The organism is Paraburkholderia fungorum (genome assembly GCF_046027605.1).
In the GTDB taxonomy this organism is placed as follows: domain Bacteria; phylum Pseudomonadota; class Gammaproteobacteria; order Burkholderiales; family Burkholderiaceae; genus Paraburkholderia; species Paraburkholderia fungorum_F.
This window is the reverse complement of sequence record NZ_JAQQEF010000008.1, coordinates 187,607-204,351: the sequence shown is the minus strand read 5'-3', so window position 1 is coordinate 204,351 and position 16,745 is coordinate 187,607. Positions and strand designations below refer to the sequence as shown.

Here is a 16,745-nt window from a genome sequence, read left to right as displayed (position 1 = left end):
GCCGACGTGAATCAGGCCGCACCACCGTCTTCACCGCCGTTGTCGCCTTCGGCAGGACCTTCGGTGTCGCCTTCCACATCTACGTCCGCTTCCGCCTCAGCAACCTGTTGCAGACCTGAAAGCTTGGTCCCTTCGTCAAGGCTGATGAGTGTAACACCTTGGGTTGCGCGCCCCATTTCGCGGATTTCCGATACGCGCGTACGAATCAGCACGCCCGTATTGGTGATCAGCATGATCTGCGCTTCCTGATCGACCAGCGTGGCGGCGACGACCTTGCCGTTACGCTCCGACGTCTGGATTGCGATCATCCCCTTCGTGCCGCGCCCATGGCGCGTGTACTCGGTGATCGGCGTGCGCTTGCCGTAGCCGTTTTCGGTTGCGGTGAGCACCGACTGCTGTTCGTCGCCGGCCACCAGCAACGCGATCACGCTCTGGCCGTCTTCCAGTTGCATGCCGCGCACGCCACGTGCCTCACGCCCCATCGGACGGACGTCATTCTCGTCGAAACGCACTGCCTTGCCGGAATCGGAGAACAGCATCACGTCATGCTGGCCGTCTGTAATGGCGGCGCCGATCAGGTAATCGCCGTCATCCAGACCGACCGCAATAATACCCTTGCGCAACACGCGGCCGAATGCTTCCAACGGCGTCTTTTTTACGGTTCCTAACGCGGTGCCCATAAAGACGAATTTGTCAGCCGAGAATTCCTTTACCGGCAAGACAACCGTAATCTTCTCGCCGTCCTGCAGCGGGAAGATATTTACGATCGGACGGCCCCGTGAGTTCCGCGAACCTTGCGGCACTTCGTAGACCTTCACGCTGTAGACGCGACCACGATTCGAGAAGCACAGAATGTGATCGTGCGTGTTCGCGATGAACAGCGTGTCGATCCAGTCGTCCTCTTTCATCGCGGTGGCCTGTTTGCCGCGACCACCCCGCTTCTGCGCACTATATTCAGACAGCGGCTGCGACTTCACATAACCGGCATGTGACATGGTCACGACCATCTCTTGCGGCGTGATCAGGTCTTCGGTGTTCAGTTCGGTGGCGTTCAGCTCGATCTTCGAGCGGCGCGCGTCACCGAATTCCGACTTGATCGACGTCAGTTCGTCGACGATGATCGCCGTAATGCGTTCCGGCCGAGCCAGAATGTCCAGCAGGTCGGCAATTTGCGACATCACGTCGCGATACTCGCCGATGATCTTGTCCTGCTCCAGACCCGTCAGGCGTTGCAAACGCATCTGCAAGATTTCCTGAGCCTGGGTGTCGGACAAGCGGTAGAGCCCATCAGACTGCATGCCGAAGGACGGATTCAAACCCTCGGGACGGTAAGCCTCACGACCACCGGCCGACGCGTTTTCCGTCTCCGCGCGCGACAACATCTCACGCACCAGCGACGAATCCCACGGACGCGCCATCAATTCCTGCTTGGCGATCGGCGGAGTCGGCGCAGCCTTGATGATCGAGATGAACTCGTCGATGTTGGCGAGCGCGACCGCCAGGCCTTCGAGCACGTGACCGCGTTCGCGCGCCTTGCGCAGTTCGTATACAGTGCGCCGCGTCAGCACTTCCCGGCGATGCGACAGGAAGCACGACAGCATTTCCTTCAGATTCAGCAGCTTCGGCTGGCCGTCGACCAGCGCGACCATGTTCATGCCGAAGGTGTCCTGAAGCTGGGTCGCCTTATACAGATTGTTGAGAACGACTTCCGGCACTTCGCCGCGCTTCAGCTCGATCACGACCCGCATACCGCTCTTGTCGGATTCGTCGCGGATGTCCGAAATGCCTTCGAGCTTCTTCTCGTTGACCAGCTCGGCGATGCGCTCCAGAAGCGAGCGCTTGTTCACCTGGTACGGCAACTCGTCGACGATGATCGACATGCGCTGACCGCGGTCGATTTCCTCGAAGTGCGTAAGCGCGCGCATCACCACGCGGCCGCGGCCCGTGCGATAGCCGTCGCGTACGCCGGCCACGCCGTAGATGATGCCGGCGGTCGGGAAGTCAGGCGCCGGAATGATCTCGATCAGTTCGTCGATTGTGGCTTCCGGGTTTTTCAGCAGATGCTGACATGCGTCGACAACCTCGTTGAGGTTGTGCGGCGGGATGTTCGTCGCCATACCGACCGCGATACCGGACGAGCCATTGATCAGCAGATTGGGAATACGCGCCGGCAGGATGGCCGGCTCGTTTTCACTGCCGTCGTAGTTCGGCGTGAAGTCGACCGTTTCCTTGTCGATGTCGGCCAGCAGCTCGTGGCCGATCTTTGCCATGCGGATTTCGGTGTAGCGCATCGCCGCGGCGTTGTCGCCGTCGACCGAACCGAAGTTACCCTGACCGTCGACCAGCATGTAGCGTAGCGAAAAATTCTGCGCCATCCGGACGATGGTGTCGTAAACAGCCGTGTCGCCGTGCGGGTGATATTTACCGATAACGTCGCCGACAATACGCGCCGACTTCTTGTAAGCCCGGTTCCAGTCGTTGTTCAGTTCGTGCATCGCGTACAGCACGCGCCGGTGTACCGGCTTCAGGCCATCGCGAACATCGGGAAGCGCACGCCCCACGATCACGCTCATCGCGTAATCGAGATACGAACGGCGCATTTCCTCCTCTAGGGAGATTGGCAGAGTCTCTTTGGCGAATTGATCCATTATCCGTATCTTTTACGTGCCAAGACGGCGGCAATGACCTCACTTCGCCGCGTCTTCGCGTAAGCATTGCAGGCGCAACGCATCACGCGATTCTAACATGCCGCGCATCCGCCCCCGACCGGGGTACGTATACCTATTAGCAGGCAACCGGTGACGGCGCCTGGACGCCCCACTATCGAGCCGGGGCAGGCTCGATTCGTGCGTGGGGCAATCCGCCGCTCAGCCATGACTGGCGGCGCCTTCAGCGGATTGCTTCTGTTGCGGATGCACCACAATCGGAGGGCGATTTGATCCGGGGCAGATTTTTTTATCGTTGGAAGGGAACGATATGGCAAAATGCCAACGCACAAAGAGTTAGACACTGCTCGAAGTCTACACAGCACATTTTTTGTTCTACACCGATGTTATACTTCGAGCAATGTATGACTTGTCTTCGTCAACAGGCTCGCAGTAAACCTGCGGTAATCTCAATTTCGAGAGGAGAAATATGAATAAACTTTCAAAGCTCGCGTTCATTGCAGCTACCGCAGTTATGGCTGCATCCGCCATGGCACAGTCGGTGCCGGCGTCGCGACAAGCTACGAACGACAACTGGGTGAATGGTACCGGCGAATACGTGTGGATGAACGGCACGAACGAACTTTGCTGGCGCGATGCATTCTGGACGCCGGCAACGGCCAACGCAAAGTGCGATGGCGCCCTGGTTGCTCAGGCTCCGACCCCGCCGGCTCCGGTTGCACCGCCTGCACCGGCAATCACCAGCCAAAAGATTACGTATCAAGCTGACACGCTGTTCGACTTCGACAAGGCTATCCTGAAGCCGGCCGGCAAGGAAAAGCTGGACGATCTGGCATCGAAGATCGGCGCGCTGAATCTGGAAGTCGTCGTCGCAACGGGTTACACGGACCGCATCGGTTCGGACAAGTACAACGACCGTCTGTCGCTGCGCCGTGCTCAAGCTGTCAAGGCATACCTGGTCAGCAAGGGTATCGAATCCAACCGTATCTATACGGAAGGCAAGGGCAAGCGCAACCCGGTCACGACCGGTTGCAACCAGAAGAACCGCAAGCAACTCATCGCCTGCCTCGCACCGGATCGTCGCGTGGAAGTCGAAGTTGTCGGTACTTCGAAGCAGTAAGCTACAAGTTACCGCAGTATCAAAGCCCCGCTTCGGCGGGGCTTTTTTTATGCCCTGCTCGGGCGGCCTGCTCGTTTTCTCCGCCAACTGCGCCCGATCGCAGCAATAGGACCTCGGGCCTCGAGCGGCATTTTTGCCGCCTCTTCCCTTGGCCTATATACTCAGGGTTTATCCTCGAGCGCCCGCTCAACGCTCTCATCGAGGCAGCTTCCGCTATGACCAACGCCGATCCCCACGAACTGCAGAAATTCAGCGACCTCGCACACCGGTGGTGGGACCCAAATGCCGAATTCAAACCGCTGCATGAACTCAATCCGATTCGCCTGAACTGGATCAACACGCACGCGCCGCTTGCCGGCAAGACGGTTCTGGATATCGGCTGCGGCGGCGGGATCCTGTCGGAGTCAATGGCAGGATTGGGCGCGCATGTGAAGGGGATCGACCTATCCAGCCAGGCACTTGGCGTGGCGGATCTTCACAGCCTTGAAAGCGGTGTAACCGTTAATTACGAAGAAATCGCTGCTGAAGCACTTGCCGCTCGCGAACCCGGCACTTATGACGTCGTCACGTGCATGGAAATGCTTGAGCACGTGCCCCAACCGGGCGCCATTGTCGAGGCATGCAAGACGCTGGTGAAGCCGGGCGGCTGGGTGTTCTTCTCAACACTTAACCGCAATGTGAAGTCGTATCTGTTCGCAGTGATCGGCGCTGAATATATCGCGCGCATGCTGCCCAAGGGTACGCATGACTACGCGCGCTTCATCCGTCCGTCGGAATTGGCGAGCTTCGTGCGCGCCGCCGGCCTGCGCACGGCCGACATCAAAGGTATCGTTTACAACCCGCTCAGCAAGCATTTCGCGCTGTCCGCCGACACGAGCGTGAACTACATGCTCGCTTGCCGCCGCGACGTCTGATCCGCCCGACCAGCCCCGACTCAATTCAATCAATGAGCGATCCCACGCCCCTGCCCCAACGCGAAGACAATGACGACGCACTCGGTCTTTGCCAGGCTGTCCTGTTCGACCTCGACGGTACGCTGGCCGACACCGCGCCCGACCTGGCCGCTGCCGTCAATAAGATGCGCCACGATCGGAGCCTCGAGATGGTGCCGCTCGAAGACCTGCGGCCGCTTGCGTCAGCGGGCGCGCGCGGACTGATCGGCGGCGCCTTCGGCATCGGCCCTGAGGATCACGAGTTCGCGTCGATGCGCGAGGAGTTTCTCGCCAACTACGAAGCAGACTTGTGCATCGAGACCACGCTGTTTCCCGGCATCGCCGAATTGCTCGACGATCTCGACGCGCGGGGCGTGCGCTGGGGCATCGTGACGAACAAGGTGGCCCGGCTCACCGAACCGCTGGTCGCGCAACTCGGACTTGAAGAGCGCGCGGGCTGTGTGGTGAGCGGCGACACAACGCCGCATTCGAAGCCACACCCCGCACCGTTGTTGCACGCAGCCCGTGAACTGGATGTGGTGCCGGAGCATATCGTCTATGTCGGTGACGACCTGCGCGACGTGCAGGCGGGTTTCGCGGCCGGTATGAAGACCATTGCGGCCGCCTACGGTTATTGCGGCAACGATATTCCGCCGACGCAATGGCACGCGCAGCATGTCGTGCATTCGCCTGCTGAATTGCAGAAGTTGCTGCGCGATATAGGCTGAGCGCGCACCAGATGGCAGACCGAGCGTAGGCAACGCATGGGGGCGCCCCGCCGTGTTGCCGTGCATGCGCCTATGCCCGTACGCACCAAGATAACAAGCCAATCAGTCAGGACGCGGCCGTCAAACTATTGTAAAATCTACGCTTGGCCCATAAGTATTGGGCAACGAACCGCGGGGGCGACCTGGTTTCGACAGGGGTTGCGAAGCGGCTAGGGCATGTCGAGGACCCGTCACCTCGTTAATCAATGGGAAAAACGTAACTGCAAACGACGATACGTTCGCACTGGCAGCCTAAGGGCCGCCGTCCTCTGCCTAGTTCACTGACGGGCTAGAGTCGCAAGACCGGTAGCAATACCGACAGAGGTCATATACGTCAGTTAAGCCTTGGTGGTGTCACGACATCCGGGTCGAAAATCTAGTGAATCGCCGTCGTGCAGCGTGTTCGTCCGCGTCACGCCGGTTAAATCAAATGACAGAACTAAACATGTAGAACTGGTCGTAGAGTGCTTCTGGACGCGGGTTCGATTCCCGCCGCCTCCACCAGAACACCTGTTTCAAGTAGTTTCAAGCAAGTTCAAGCCGTCCCGAAACCCGCGTGCAGCCTAGCTCTCGCGGGTTTTTTCTTTGCAGAAACCATTTCATGTCATGCCATGGAATTGCACCAAGTACCGTCACATTTGACGGTACCTGTGACGGTACTTGATAAAATTGACCTAATCCCATAAAAAAGTACCGTCAAAAACGGTATAAATATGTACAAAATCAAAGCACTTCAATGCAAAAAAGCCGCGCCGAAGGAGAAGGCATATAAGATCGCTGACGGTGGCGGCTTATACCTGCTCGTCAAGCCAGACGGGGGCAGATATTGGCGCTGGGACTACCGGTTCTGCGGCATCCGCAAGACAATGGCTTTAGGGACATATCCATCTATAACGCTCGAAGCCGCCCGGGTTGCTCACAGACACGCTTACGCCCTTCTGGCATCTGGTCTTGACCCTATGGCGGAGAGAAAGCGCGACAAAGTTGTATCTCGGCTGGCCGCGCTTAATACATTCGAAGACATCGCTCGGGAATGGTTTGAGCGACAACGTGACTCATGGGTTGAGAGTCACGGCGACCGTATCCTGCGACGCTTGGAGCGGGACGTTTTCCCGTTTATAGGCAACCAGCCCATCACCGCGATCACGGCGCCAGAAGTCCTGGCCGTGCTACGACGAATAGAGGACCGAGGTGCGATCGAAACGGCCCACCGCGCCAAGAGCGACTGCTCACAGGTATTCAGGTACGCCATCGAAACTGGGCGTGCCGAACGGGACCCGACCGAAAATTTCAGCCGCGGAGCGCTCAAATCGCCCCAGGTCCAGCACCATGCCGCGATCACCGAACCAAAGGAATTTGGCGGGCTCCTGCGCGCTATCGCTAACTACAGCGGTTCTTCCATCACCCGCGCGGCCTTGAGTCTGGCGCCATTGGTATTCCAGCGCCCCGGTGAACTCCGCATGGCGCGGTGGCAAGAATTCGACCTAGACGCAGCACGATGGGAAATACCGTCAGATCGGATGAAACGACCCAAAGCTGAGAAACAGCTTGGTAGTGCGCACATCGTGCCGCTATCGCGACAGGCTGTAATGATTCTGCGAGACCTGCATACCCAAACTGGTCCCGAAGGCTATCTCTTCCCTTCCCCACGTACCCGCACTCGACCTATGAGCGACAACGGCATTTTGTCGGCTCTACGGCGTATGGGATATGCCAAAGATGAGATGACGGGACACGGTTTTCGCGCCTCGGTCAGAACACTGGCAGTAGAACGCCTCCGTATTCCGGCCGAGTACGTAGATCATCAGCTTGCGCACGCCGTCAAGGACGTCCATGGCCGCGCATACAACCGAACACAATGGCTCGATGAACGAACTGAAATGATGCAGCGATGGGCGGACTACTGCGACCAGTTGGCGACAGGTGAAGCTGCCGTTTCCATGGAGCAATCAGCGTAACCCCCCACCCGATTAGCGTTATACGTGCATTCCAAGTACGGACGCAGCTGATGCGGTCGCTCGTATATGATGTGTGGGATCAGTTGATAGCTCGAACGGCTTGCGAACAGAGTGCTAGGGGAAAACAAAAAATGGCATCGACGTTGGAGAATGAAGGGGTTTTCGCACATAAAGCGAAGCTGTACACATACATCAAGAATGGCCAACTTGACGATGATGTTGTTGCAGCTCTTGTTCCAGAGGGGGTTCCGATTTCCTATGAACGGCAGTTGTGGGACTATAAACTCGAATTCCCCGCACTGCCGGTAGGCCGCAACCTACGGAAGAAGAACTCGCTGAATACAATGGAGCCCTGGCCGAAGTCGTCAAGGACGTTGCAGCTTTTTTTAACTCATTCGGCGGATATATTGTCGGAGGAGTCAAAAATTCACCGAAAGAAGTTGTAGGGTTGGATGTGAATTTAGATTGCGACGAGATAAACAAAAGATTTCATTCTGCAACAGGGCAGCAAATTGAATGCTGCTTTAAGAAATTTAAAATTCAAAGCAACGGTGCACAGAAAGAAATTGGCTTGCTATTTGTTCCGCAACGAGCGGACGGACATGTACCAGCACAATTTTTGAAGGATGCACCACTTAAGAAAAGTTCAAAGAAACCATATTCCAAAGGGGATATTTATTTCCGGTTTGCGGATCAATGCATTCGCGCCGAGCAGTCCGATCATTATGCATTTCTATTCACGCCCGGTCGAAGGGTCATCTCGAATGCGGCATCCCGTCAGTCATCCCCTGTTCTCTTTTCAAACGTCGGCGACCGAGATCCGGGATTCATAGAATTTATTGGTCGCGAGGAATATCTCACAGCTCTTTGGAAGTGGTTTCTCGATAAATTTAATTCAGTAAAGCTTTTGGCTGGAATTGGCGGCGTAGGCAAAACGGCTTTGGCGCGAGAATTTTGCGACCAAGTCGCGCTCGCAGCGCCATTCGGCTTTCAGCGGATAATCTGGTTAAGTGCCAAGCGTCAGTTTTATACTGCCATCAATGGAAAATTCGTTCCTTCGAGTCGAGTCGATTTTACTGGCGTCGACGACCTGCTTCGCGAAATTAGCCTGGAGCTAAGTGCAAACGATGAAGAGGCGTCCTTGGAACTAGGACGCGAGGCGCTTATGGATACCGCCATAAATGCCCTTCAAATCCTACCTTCACTGGTAGTCGTCGACGACATTGATTCCCTAGAGGCAGACGTACAGCAAGATCTGTTTCACACGTTGATAACTGTTTTTGGTCGCACCGCGGGTAAATCTCCCGTGGGATCTCGAGCCCTGTTGACAGCAAGACTCGACCTAGGTGCAGCACCGGGACAGGTCCTCAGAGTTAAGGGCCTTGAACTCGAAGACTTTTCTGACTTCGTTGAAGTCACTCGCTCGGCACTCGAACTACCCAAGGTATTGGAGTCGGGCTCAAAGCAAATGGCTCGGTTTCACACCGTCACTGAAGGATCACCGACCTTTGCCTCTTCCGTCCTTCGACTCGTATCCTTAGGCGAGGGATTCGATCAGGCCCTAACCAAGTGGAAAGGGGCAGACGGCGAAGATGTTCGGCGATTTGCGTTCGATAGAGAACTTGACCAGCTACCGGACTCGACACGAAATGTTTTGTTCGCTCTTTGCATGTTGTCGGATAGCACGCTCGCAGAATTGAGTGAAATACTCTCGCGAACAATTCAGCAGGTTCGCGATGATTTTGCGGAGCTCCGGAAATATCACCTTATTGCGCATACAGAAGCAAATTTACCTGGAGGAGCTCGCATTACAATACCAGGCAGTATCAGAATGATGAAGGAGATACTGCGAGGGAAAGTGCGTGATCACAAGAAAATAGAAGCCGACTGCGCGCGCGCTCGTAACTCAACGTTACGCATCCGATCAGAGCTTGGCTCCGAAATAAGACGCGTCACGACATTATGGGGAAGAGGCGAATTCGGTGATGCCCTCGAGATCGCATTGCTACTTGACCACAAATATAAGGACGAAGGCGACATTAAGTGCCTGCTGGGACGTGCATATCAGTTGATCCCTAACCCTGATTTTAAGTCGAGCGAAATATGCCTCCGAAAGGCTGACGAACTCCGATGCAAGCGTCCCGAATTGTTACCCTCGTGGGTTGACGCGAAGTCAGCACTAGGAGACTGGACTGGACTGCTCCTGATAACCTCCTTCAAAAGCGACGCGATTCCTTCGTCGGAAATTCTTCTGGCGCGAGCGGAGGCCTATAAACAGCTCGCGGTACTAGAGATTCGCTCCGGAAGTCTACAAAACGCCGCTGACCGTTATGCGGCCGGAGGAAGAGAAATCGACGACGTTTTTAAACGCACTCGGGCTTCGAAGAACTTCCTTGAACTGAAGCAGTTGCGAAAGGAGTTTTTGACGGCATACGTCGAAATCACCGATAGATTAACACCTGATCCCAATCAATATATCGAGGTCTGGCTCGCAGTCGTTCTTTGCTTTGACAGCTTTGTTCGAACCCCTCGAATAATCCGGCTCGGTGCTGGGCGCCTTCATGCATGGTGGACAGCAGTTGAACGGCGAGAGACGACGGCCGATAGTTCTGCTAGGTTACTGAGAGTGCAGCTAACAAAGTTTCACTCCATGATTCGAATATTGGGCGCGCTGGATTCGACGGACCGCACACTCATTGATGAACTTGAGGCTCTGGCCAACGAATTGGAAGAACGAGTCTCAATATACGAAGGCTGAGTTCAGCGATGCAAGGTCGCGGTGCTTGTGGGACGATTGCACGGATTGCATGGCTTCGACCGTGCTGACTTGCTCCTGCTCGCACCGTCATGCGCGAATCCTTTACGTATAAAGGACATTATTCTTGACGGTACCCAAGACACGCTTCGGAGCTGTCAGCAAGATTCCTCAGACGATCTTCGAACCGTGTCACCCATCTCGCGGGACCGAAGCGGAAAGTCAGTTTAAAATCAGCATTCCTATCCAGACTCATCAATCCGCATGACAGACCAAAGTCGATCACAACATATTCTTGAGCTTGCCCGCGAATTGCTTGACGATATCGAGCTGGGACGCGCCGACGCTGAACGGCTAATCCTGAAAGCGTCTCGGTTAGCGCGATGGGTCGGCTCGGATGAGATTCGTGCGTGGTTGAAGCTTGAGATGATCGGCTATAACAGCGCCGAGGCAGTTTCGATCAAGTATATGGGGCAGACCGGCCGTTGGACGAACTTTGAAGAGAAGAAGGGGTTTTGGGGGCCGCTGGCGCAACAAGAAGCGAAGATCGCAGCTGAAAAGGCTAAGTTGGCGTCAATGCGGACACCGGACATAGGCGGCGACTACGCGAATATTGCCATCACCAACGTAACCAACGCGATGACGTCGTCTGCCAATCTAATTCAGACTGTCAGCGGAATAAAAAGTCGTGTTTTGGGGTTGCTGCACGGCTTTGTGAGCGAGGTCTACTACGCAAAGGAATTCGACAGTCTCACGGAGTCTATTTTTGAGCGCTATCAGCGAGACGTCGACACGCTCATTGCTCAGCATTGCGGCGATTTGCTGGAAAAGATTCCGGCTGTGATGGATCGTCTCTCCGCTGGGGACGCAGAGGCTGTATCGCAAGCACTATCTACGTGTAGACGCATCATTGAATCATTCGCTGACTCAATCTTCCCGCCGACAGACGATACGATAGAGATCGGCGGAAATGTGTTGAAACTTGATGCTTCCAAGCATCAGAATCGGATTAATGCGTACATTCACGGCAAGACGAATAGCCAATCCCGAAAACAGCGCCTCAGGCAAAATTTGGCAAATTTGTTTGATCGCGTCTCGTCGGGAGTGCACAAAGACGTCAGTGCCGAAGAAGCCCGCTCACTGTTCTTGAATACCTATCTTTTTTTAGGGGAAATTCTGCACGTCGGGCAAACTAGTGCGTGAGCCTTCAGACCTCTTTTAGGCAGAAATATTAGAGGTCCGTATGCGATCACGCGACAATCTGCCATTGGACGCCACAAATTGGACCCTCACGCCTACGTTCAAGCGCTAAACATCCAGCTCACCTACCTGTTCGCCTATGCGAGCAAGATCAATGAGATCGACACTGCTGCAGCGGTGTTCGGTGAGTTCCGTGGGATGCAGGATGCTGGCTGGAGTACGGTCGCCACAGCCTACGAGGTCTTCCGCGAACTGAAGACGCTCGGATCGAAGGGTGCACCACTGACGCAGGCCGAGCTTCGCCAAGTGCTCTGCCTCTACGCGCAGCTTGCAGAGGCTGGTGGCGTCTACGAGGGCCTGCTGAATGTCATGCAGGTCGCCCAGTTGAAAGCCTATAACCTCTGGCCATTTCAAGACCTTGTCCGAGTTCGCCAGGTGCCTCGAGCCGTGATCGGACCCAACGCGAACTCGATGTTTCGGCGCCTGGCGCAAGTCGCCACTGCAACCGGGATGACCGGCCTCGCACACCTGCTAGAGATCACTTTCCGGGATGACATTCGAAATGCAATGGCGCATGCGGACTACATACTGGTCCCCGACGGGCTGCGGTTGCGGCGAAGAAACGGCGGTGAGCCAATACTCGTGTCCAACGCAGAGTTGCTGGCCGCCTTACAGACCGCACTGTTCTTTTTCGAGCTCCTCCAAGCCTTTCAGCAGGCAACGGCAGAGTCTTTTCGTCCCGCCCGTACCATTGTGGGTAGGTTCAGTGCTAACCCGCCTATGCCTTGGAAGATCGAATTGACCGACAAGGGGATGTTCTCGATCTCCAGCGATGCGGCCGGCCCACAAGTTGATGCCTCCTACGAGCGGCAGAAACGGATTAACGACCGTCTGGGCGGGCGAATGGTGGCGGCTTACGTCGGCCCCGGAATGGATGTTCAACCGGCGCTCCTGACGGAAATCGCTGCAACAGGTTTTGAAGTTTTGATAGTCGGCTTCGAAAGCACAGACCAGTTCGCTGCCGTCGTCGCTGAGGTAGAAGAACACGGACTGTGGGATCCGACACCCAACGCAGGAAACGCCGAAGACGCGCTGCTCATGGTCACGCCTCTTGGGTTTCGGCGGGTTTCCACCGGTGTCGAATTCCAGGCTTGGCTCCCTGTTGTCGACGAAGTTAACATTGCCTGATTGGTCCATTCTTCGTCCTGTAGTAGCGATCGGCAGTCTCACGGCGACTCTAGTTTGGACACTCCAAAGGTCGGCTATTGGTCGACGGCGGTCACCCGACATAGGCGAAATCTATTCCGTCAAAACGCGTCGTGGGTGCATCAAACTGCATCAGTTTGCGACCGCAAAACATCGTCCGAACGTCTCACAGTAGGGGTTGCGGGGCGAATCGCACCTTGCATCAAATCCATTGACCCAAGCGAAGCCCGCAGGCGGGGTGGGGACTGCGTTTCAGAGGGTAACGTGGCCGTCCGTGCCAACGCCGCGGACGAGTCTGTGTCCATCGACGTGGACGCCTTGATCCTGACCGTCGTCTGCACACTGGGTGAGTCACCTACTCCGCCGGTCCTCTTATCCGACTGAGCGCTCCGTTCGCTCCAGCACAGGTCGGCGTGCTGCTCCCCGTTGTTCAACGTTAAGCAAATTCCATTGAATGCGGTTGTTCCTTGCTCCCTGCAGGAAGTTTCCGCTCGTCATCCTCTTGTGCTCAGTCTGAGTACAAATACTTACGATTTGATAACAAACCATTCGACGGCAAGATGGCGCCACATGCCAACGCATGAAATTGCTTCGAATTTCAGAAAGGAAATCACAGATGCGCGAGACCAAAGAATCGCTGTCGATCCCGGAAACCGGGTTCCTGCGTCAACCGCAGGTATTGAAGTTCGTGCCGTTTTCGGCGACGACGTTATGGCGGCGCTGCAAGGCCGGTGCATTTCCGCAACCGGTCAAGCTGTCGGCAGGAATCTCCGCATGGCGCGCAGAGGAAGTCCGCGCATGGATCGCGCAGCAAGGGACCGCGTAAAACGCGAGTCGCACAGACGAAAAAAAGCCGCACACAACGCGCGGCCCAGAGTTCATTCGAAATACATCTGACGTGAAGAACTGCCATCGTATCACCCATAAACCAGCGCAGCCAAACGCGTGCTTGTCCCTGCCGCACGTTGCAGAGGGCTACCTGTCGGTCTATACTCAGGCCGTCGCTGAAACAACAGCGACCGGGTTTGGCGACCTGAATAGTTCGTGGCGGACGACCGCCACCGCGCGGTTTTTTTACGTCCGTACACTTTGTACCGCCTTCAATGGTCGGGCCTTGGTGGGGGTGCGTTCGCGCACGCCGGTTCCCACGGACACCGGTTCGCCAACCCTGCCTTGTGCCCGGCCACCCCATTTGGCGATGGGACGCCGGGTCACCAAATCCGTCCGTGGAGGCTGCCTGATGCACCCTATCTCTGCTCGTCCCGAGCAATCGCCCCTTTCCGTTGAACTGCTTTCAATCGTCCGCAACGCGCTACGCGCTGCTGTGCTTGCTCCGACTGATACGGCCGCACTCGACGTATCCGCCGCCGCGCTACTGGCCGTCGCCGAGCGCGTAGAGCACTCGCGCTTAAGCGTGTGAGGGCGAACGATGACAGCTCACACAGAACGGGAAAGAGCAGCGCTCGCCCTATCGGCAATTCCCGCCGACGTACCGCGCGACACCTGGTGGAAAATCGCCGCGGCACTCAAGCACGAATTCGGCGAGGACGGATTTGCGCTGTTCGACGCATGGAGTCGCACGACAGACCGATACGACGAAGCCGCCGCACGCGATACGTGGCGCTCGCTCAAGGCATCGGGCGGCATCCGCATCGGCAGCCTCTACGAGATTGCGAAGAGCCACGGCTTCGACCCGAAACGGCACCATGTCGCAACGCCAACGACGGTCGAAAGGACACGCCGCGCGAAGGAGCAGCGCGAGCGCGCCGAACAGGACGCCCGCGCGCAGGTCGACGAGGCACAACAGCGCATACGAGCCGCTGATCGTGCATCCACGCTATGGGAGAGCGCAGCCGCAGCTTCCGACGATCATCCGTACCTGCAAGGCAAGACAGTGCGTGCCCACGGCCTGCGTCTGTATCGCGGCAACCTGCGCATCGGCGGCATGGCTTGCGACGGCGCACTGATGGTCCCGCTACGCGCCGCGAGCGGTGACCTCACTTCACTCGAATTCATCGCTGCCGATGGCGAAAAGCGCTTTCTGAGTGGTGGATCGAAAGCGGGTTCGTTCTGCCTGATCGGCGACGACTACACGCGCATCGTGATAGCCGAGGGGTACGCAACAGGTGCCTCTGCGTTCGAAGCAACCAGCTATGCCGTGGCAGTCGCATTCGACGCTGGCAATCTGCGCCGTGTCGCCAGTGCGCTACGTGAGCAGCACCCTAAAGCGGTACTGGTGTTTGCAGTCGATAACGATGCCAAAGCCAACGGCAGCAATCCTGGCCTCAAGGCGGCGACTGACGCGGCGCACGCTGTCGGTGGCACGCTCGTCGTGCCGCCTGCCGGCATGGACCTGAACGACCTGCACCAGAGAGACGGCCTGATGGCCGTCAAGGAGCTGATCGACGCGGCCTTGCCTCACGTGTGGCCGAACATGGAGCAACGGCCATGCTGGAGCGTCTATGGTGACTGGCAGGAAGTTGACGGTGTGAAGCGCAAGCCGGGTGTATGGCATCACAACTTCAAGCAGCGTGACGACCAGGAGCCGGTCATGGTGGACGAGTGGATCTGTTCGCCCCTGTACGTCGATGCGACGACTTCGAACCGTGAGGATGAAAACTACGGCTTCCTGCTGCGCTACGTGTCGCGACGAGGCATCTGGAAAAAGTGGGCAATGCCAGCCGAAATGCTTGCCGGCGACGGAGCCGAAGCGCTGGGTATTGTGCTGTCGGGCGGTGTCGAAATCTCGCAACACAAAAAGCGTGAAGTGCTGCGCTACATCGCGAGCCAGCATCCGAAGCGCCATATGCGTGCGGCGACATTGACCGGCTGGCACGACGGCGCATTCGTATTGCCAGACGAAGTGATCGGCGCAGACGACGTGTGGTTTCAGGCTGCAGGCCGCACAGCGCCCTACGGCATGGCCGGCACTCTTGCGGGCTGGAAAAACGGCGTTGCGGCATTGGCCGAGGGCAATCCCCTCCTGATGCTGGCGATTTCGGCGGCGTTCGCAGGCGTGCTTCTCGAACCGCTATGCATCGACGGCGCTGGTCTGCACATCTACGGCGATTCGAGCACTGGCAAGACCACGGCGCTTGTGGCCGGCATCTCCGTGTGGGGCGGTCAGTCATTTCGCCGGCAATGGCGTGCGACGGCGAACGGGCTGGAAGGCGCTGGCACCATGCACACAGACACGCTGCTCGCGCTCGATGAAATCGGCGAGTGCGCACCGCGCGACCTCTACGAAGCCGCGTATGCACTTGCCAACGGTACCGGCAAGAGCCGCGCGAACAAACACGGCGAGGCGCGCAAGGCCGCTCAATGGCGCGTATTCGTGCTATCGACGGGAGAAACGACGATTGCGGCGCGCATCGAGTCGGGCGGGATCGAGGCAAAGGCCGGACAAGGCTTGCGAATTCTCGACATGCCCGTGTCTGGTCGCTACGGCCTCTTTGATGATCTGCGTGGGGTCGATTCGGGTGCGCGCCTGTCAGACGCTCTGCGTGACGCTGCCGCAAAGCATTACGGCCATGCGGGCAGGATGTTCGCACGCCAGCTGGCCGCCGAGCGCACAGCGGGCGTCGATTTATCCGAACGACTTGCAAGTCTGCTCGCGCACTTTGACGCTCCGGACGGTCAGGAACGCCGGGCGGCACGCGTACTTGCCGTTGCGGCGCTCGCTGGCGAACTGGCGCTCGAGTTCGGCATCGTCGGCTGGAAAGCTGGCGAACCGACGCAAGCGGCTGTACGGGCGTTCAGGTCATGGCAGGGTCAACGCGGCACGCACGGACGCAGTGCTGAGCATGTTGGCATTGTGCGTGCCGTGTCCGATTTCATCGACCGATGCGGCGATGCCCGATTCTCCGATATCGACGCGACGGGTGCGCCGCTCATGCCGATCCGCGATCGCGCCGGTTACTGGCGGATCGAGGGAGGCCACCGTCTGTATCTGTTCACGTCGGCAGGCATCAAGGAAGCCATCAAGGGTTATGACCTGAATCGCGCACTGTCTGCGCTCGACGCAGCCGGCGCAATCGCGAGGAAGCAGAATGGTCAGCGTTCGGTGCCGATCCGCGCGCCCGATGGTCGGTTGACCCGGCTCTACGCAATTGACCCTGAAAAACTGGATGTAGACGGCTAA

At 57.3% G+C, this 16,745-nt stretch carries 11 protein-coding genes and 1 other RNA gene; 11 read left to right on the top strand and 1 reads right to left on the bottom strand.

All coding sequences use genetic code 11. From position 1 onward, the window contains the following. Positions 1–11: 11 nt before the first annotated feature. Positions 12–2,648 carry a DNA gyrase subunit A gene (gene gyrA, locus PQR53_RS15900; RefSeq protein ID WP_459251630.1) on the bottom strand — a complete coding sequence of 879 codons (2,637 nt, stop codon included), beginning with the start codon at positions 2,646–2,648 and terminating at the stop codon, positions 12–14. A gap of 487 nt (positions 2,649–3,135) precedes the next feature. Between gyrA and ompA the strand changes: the two genes are divergently transcribed. The 11 genes from ompA (at position 3,136) to PQR53_RS15845 (ending at position 16,745) form a co-directional block, all read left to right on the top strand. Beyond that, positions 3,136–3,786, top strand: a complete 651-nt coding sequence (gene ompA / locus PQR53_RS15895) for an outer membrane protein OmpA (protein WP_408455402.1) — start codon at positions 3,136–3,138, stop codon at positions 3,784–3,786. 215 nt (positions 3,787–4,001) lie between these two features. Next, the gene (ubiG, locus tag PQR53_RS15890) at positions 4,002–4,700 is read left to right on the top strand and encodes a bifunctional 2-polyprenyl-6-hydroxyphenol methylase/3-demethylubiquinol 3-O-methyltransferase UbiG (protein ID WP_408455399.1); all 699 of its coding nucleotides are present in this window, start codon (positions 4,002–4,004) and stop codon (positions 4,698–4,700) included. 32 nt (positions 4,701–4,732) lie between these two features. Continuing rightward, positions 4,733–5,446, top strand: a complete 714-nt coding sequence (locus PQR53_RS15885) for an HAD family hydrolase (RefSeq protein WP_408455396.1) — start codon at positions 4,733–4,735, stop codon at positions 5,444–5,446. Between the two features lie 173 nt (positions 5,447–5,619). Then, positions 5,620–5,989: a transfer-messenger RNA gene (ssrA, locus tag PQR53_RS15880) on the top strand. A gap of 209 nt (positions 5,990–6,198) precedes the next feature. After that, positions 6,199–7,443, top strand: a complete 1,245-nt coding sequence (locus PQR53_RS15875) for a tyrosine-type recombinase/integrase (protein WP_408455393.1) — start codon at positions 6,199–6,201, stop codon at positions 7,441–7,443. A gap of 131 nt (positions 7,444–7,574) precedes the next feature. After that, positions 7,575–7,889 (top strand): hypothetical protein, encoded by a 315-nt coding sequence (locus tag PQR53_RS15870; protein WP_408455390.1) that lies wholly within the window; start codon positions 7,575–7,577, stop codon positions 7,887–7,889. Next, the gene (locus PQR53_RS15865) at positions 7,796–10,201 is read left to right on the top strand and encodes an RNA-binding domain-containing protein (protein WP_408455636.1); all 2,406 of its coding nucleotides are present in this window, start codon (positions 7,796–7,798) and stop codon (positions 10,199–10,201) included. The genes PQR53_RS15870 and PQR53_RS15865 overlap by 94 nt, the downstream gene beginning before the upstream one ends. Positions 10,202–10,462: 261 nt before the next feature. Further along, positions 10,463–11,401 (top strand): AbiTii domain-containing protein, encoded by a 939-nt coding sequence (locus tag PQR53_RS15860; protein WP_408455387.1) that lies wholly within the window; start codon positions 10,463–10,465, stop codon positions 11,399–11,401. Positions 11,402–11,479: 78 nt separating this feature from the next. Beyond that, entirely contained in the window at positions 11,480–12,586 is a 1,107-nt protein-coding gene (locus tag PQR53_RS15855; protein WP_408455384.1) for a hypothetical protein, read from the top strand. Between the two features lie 634 nt (positions 12,587–13,220). Then, entirely contained in the window at positions 13,221–13,430 is a 210-nt protein-coding gene (locus tag PQR53_RS15850) for a helix-turn-helix transcriptional regulator (protein WP_200660241.1), read from the top strand. A gap of 603 nt (positions 13,431–14,033) precedes the next feature. Beyond that, on the top strand, positions 14,034–16,745 hold the full coding sequence (locus PQR53_RS15845) for a DUF927 domain-containing protein (protein ID WP_408455382.1): 2,712 nt from the start codon (positions 14,034–14,036) through the stop codon (positions 16,743–16,745).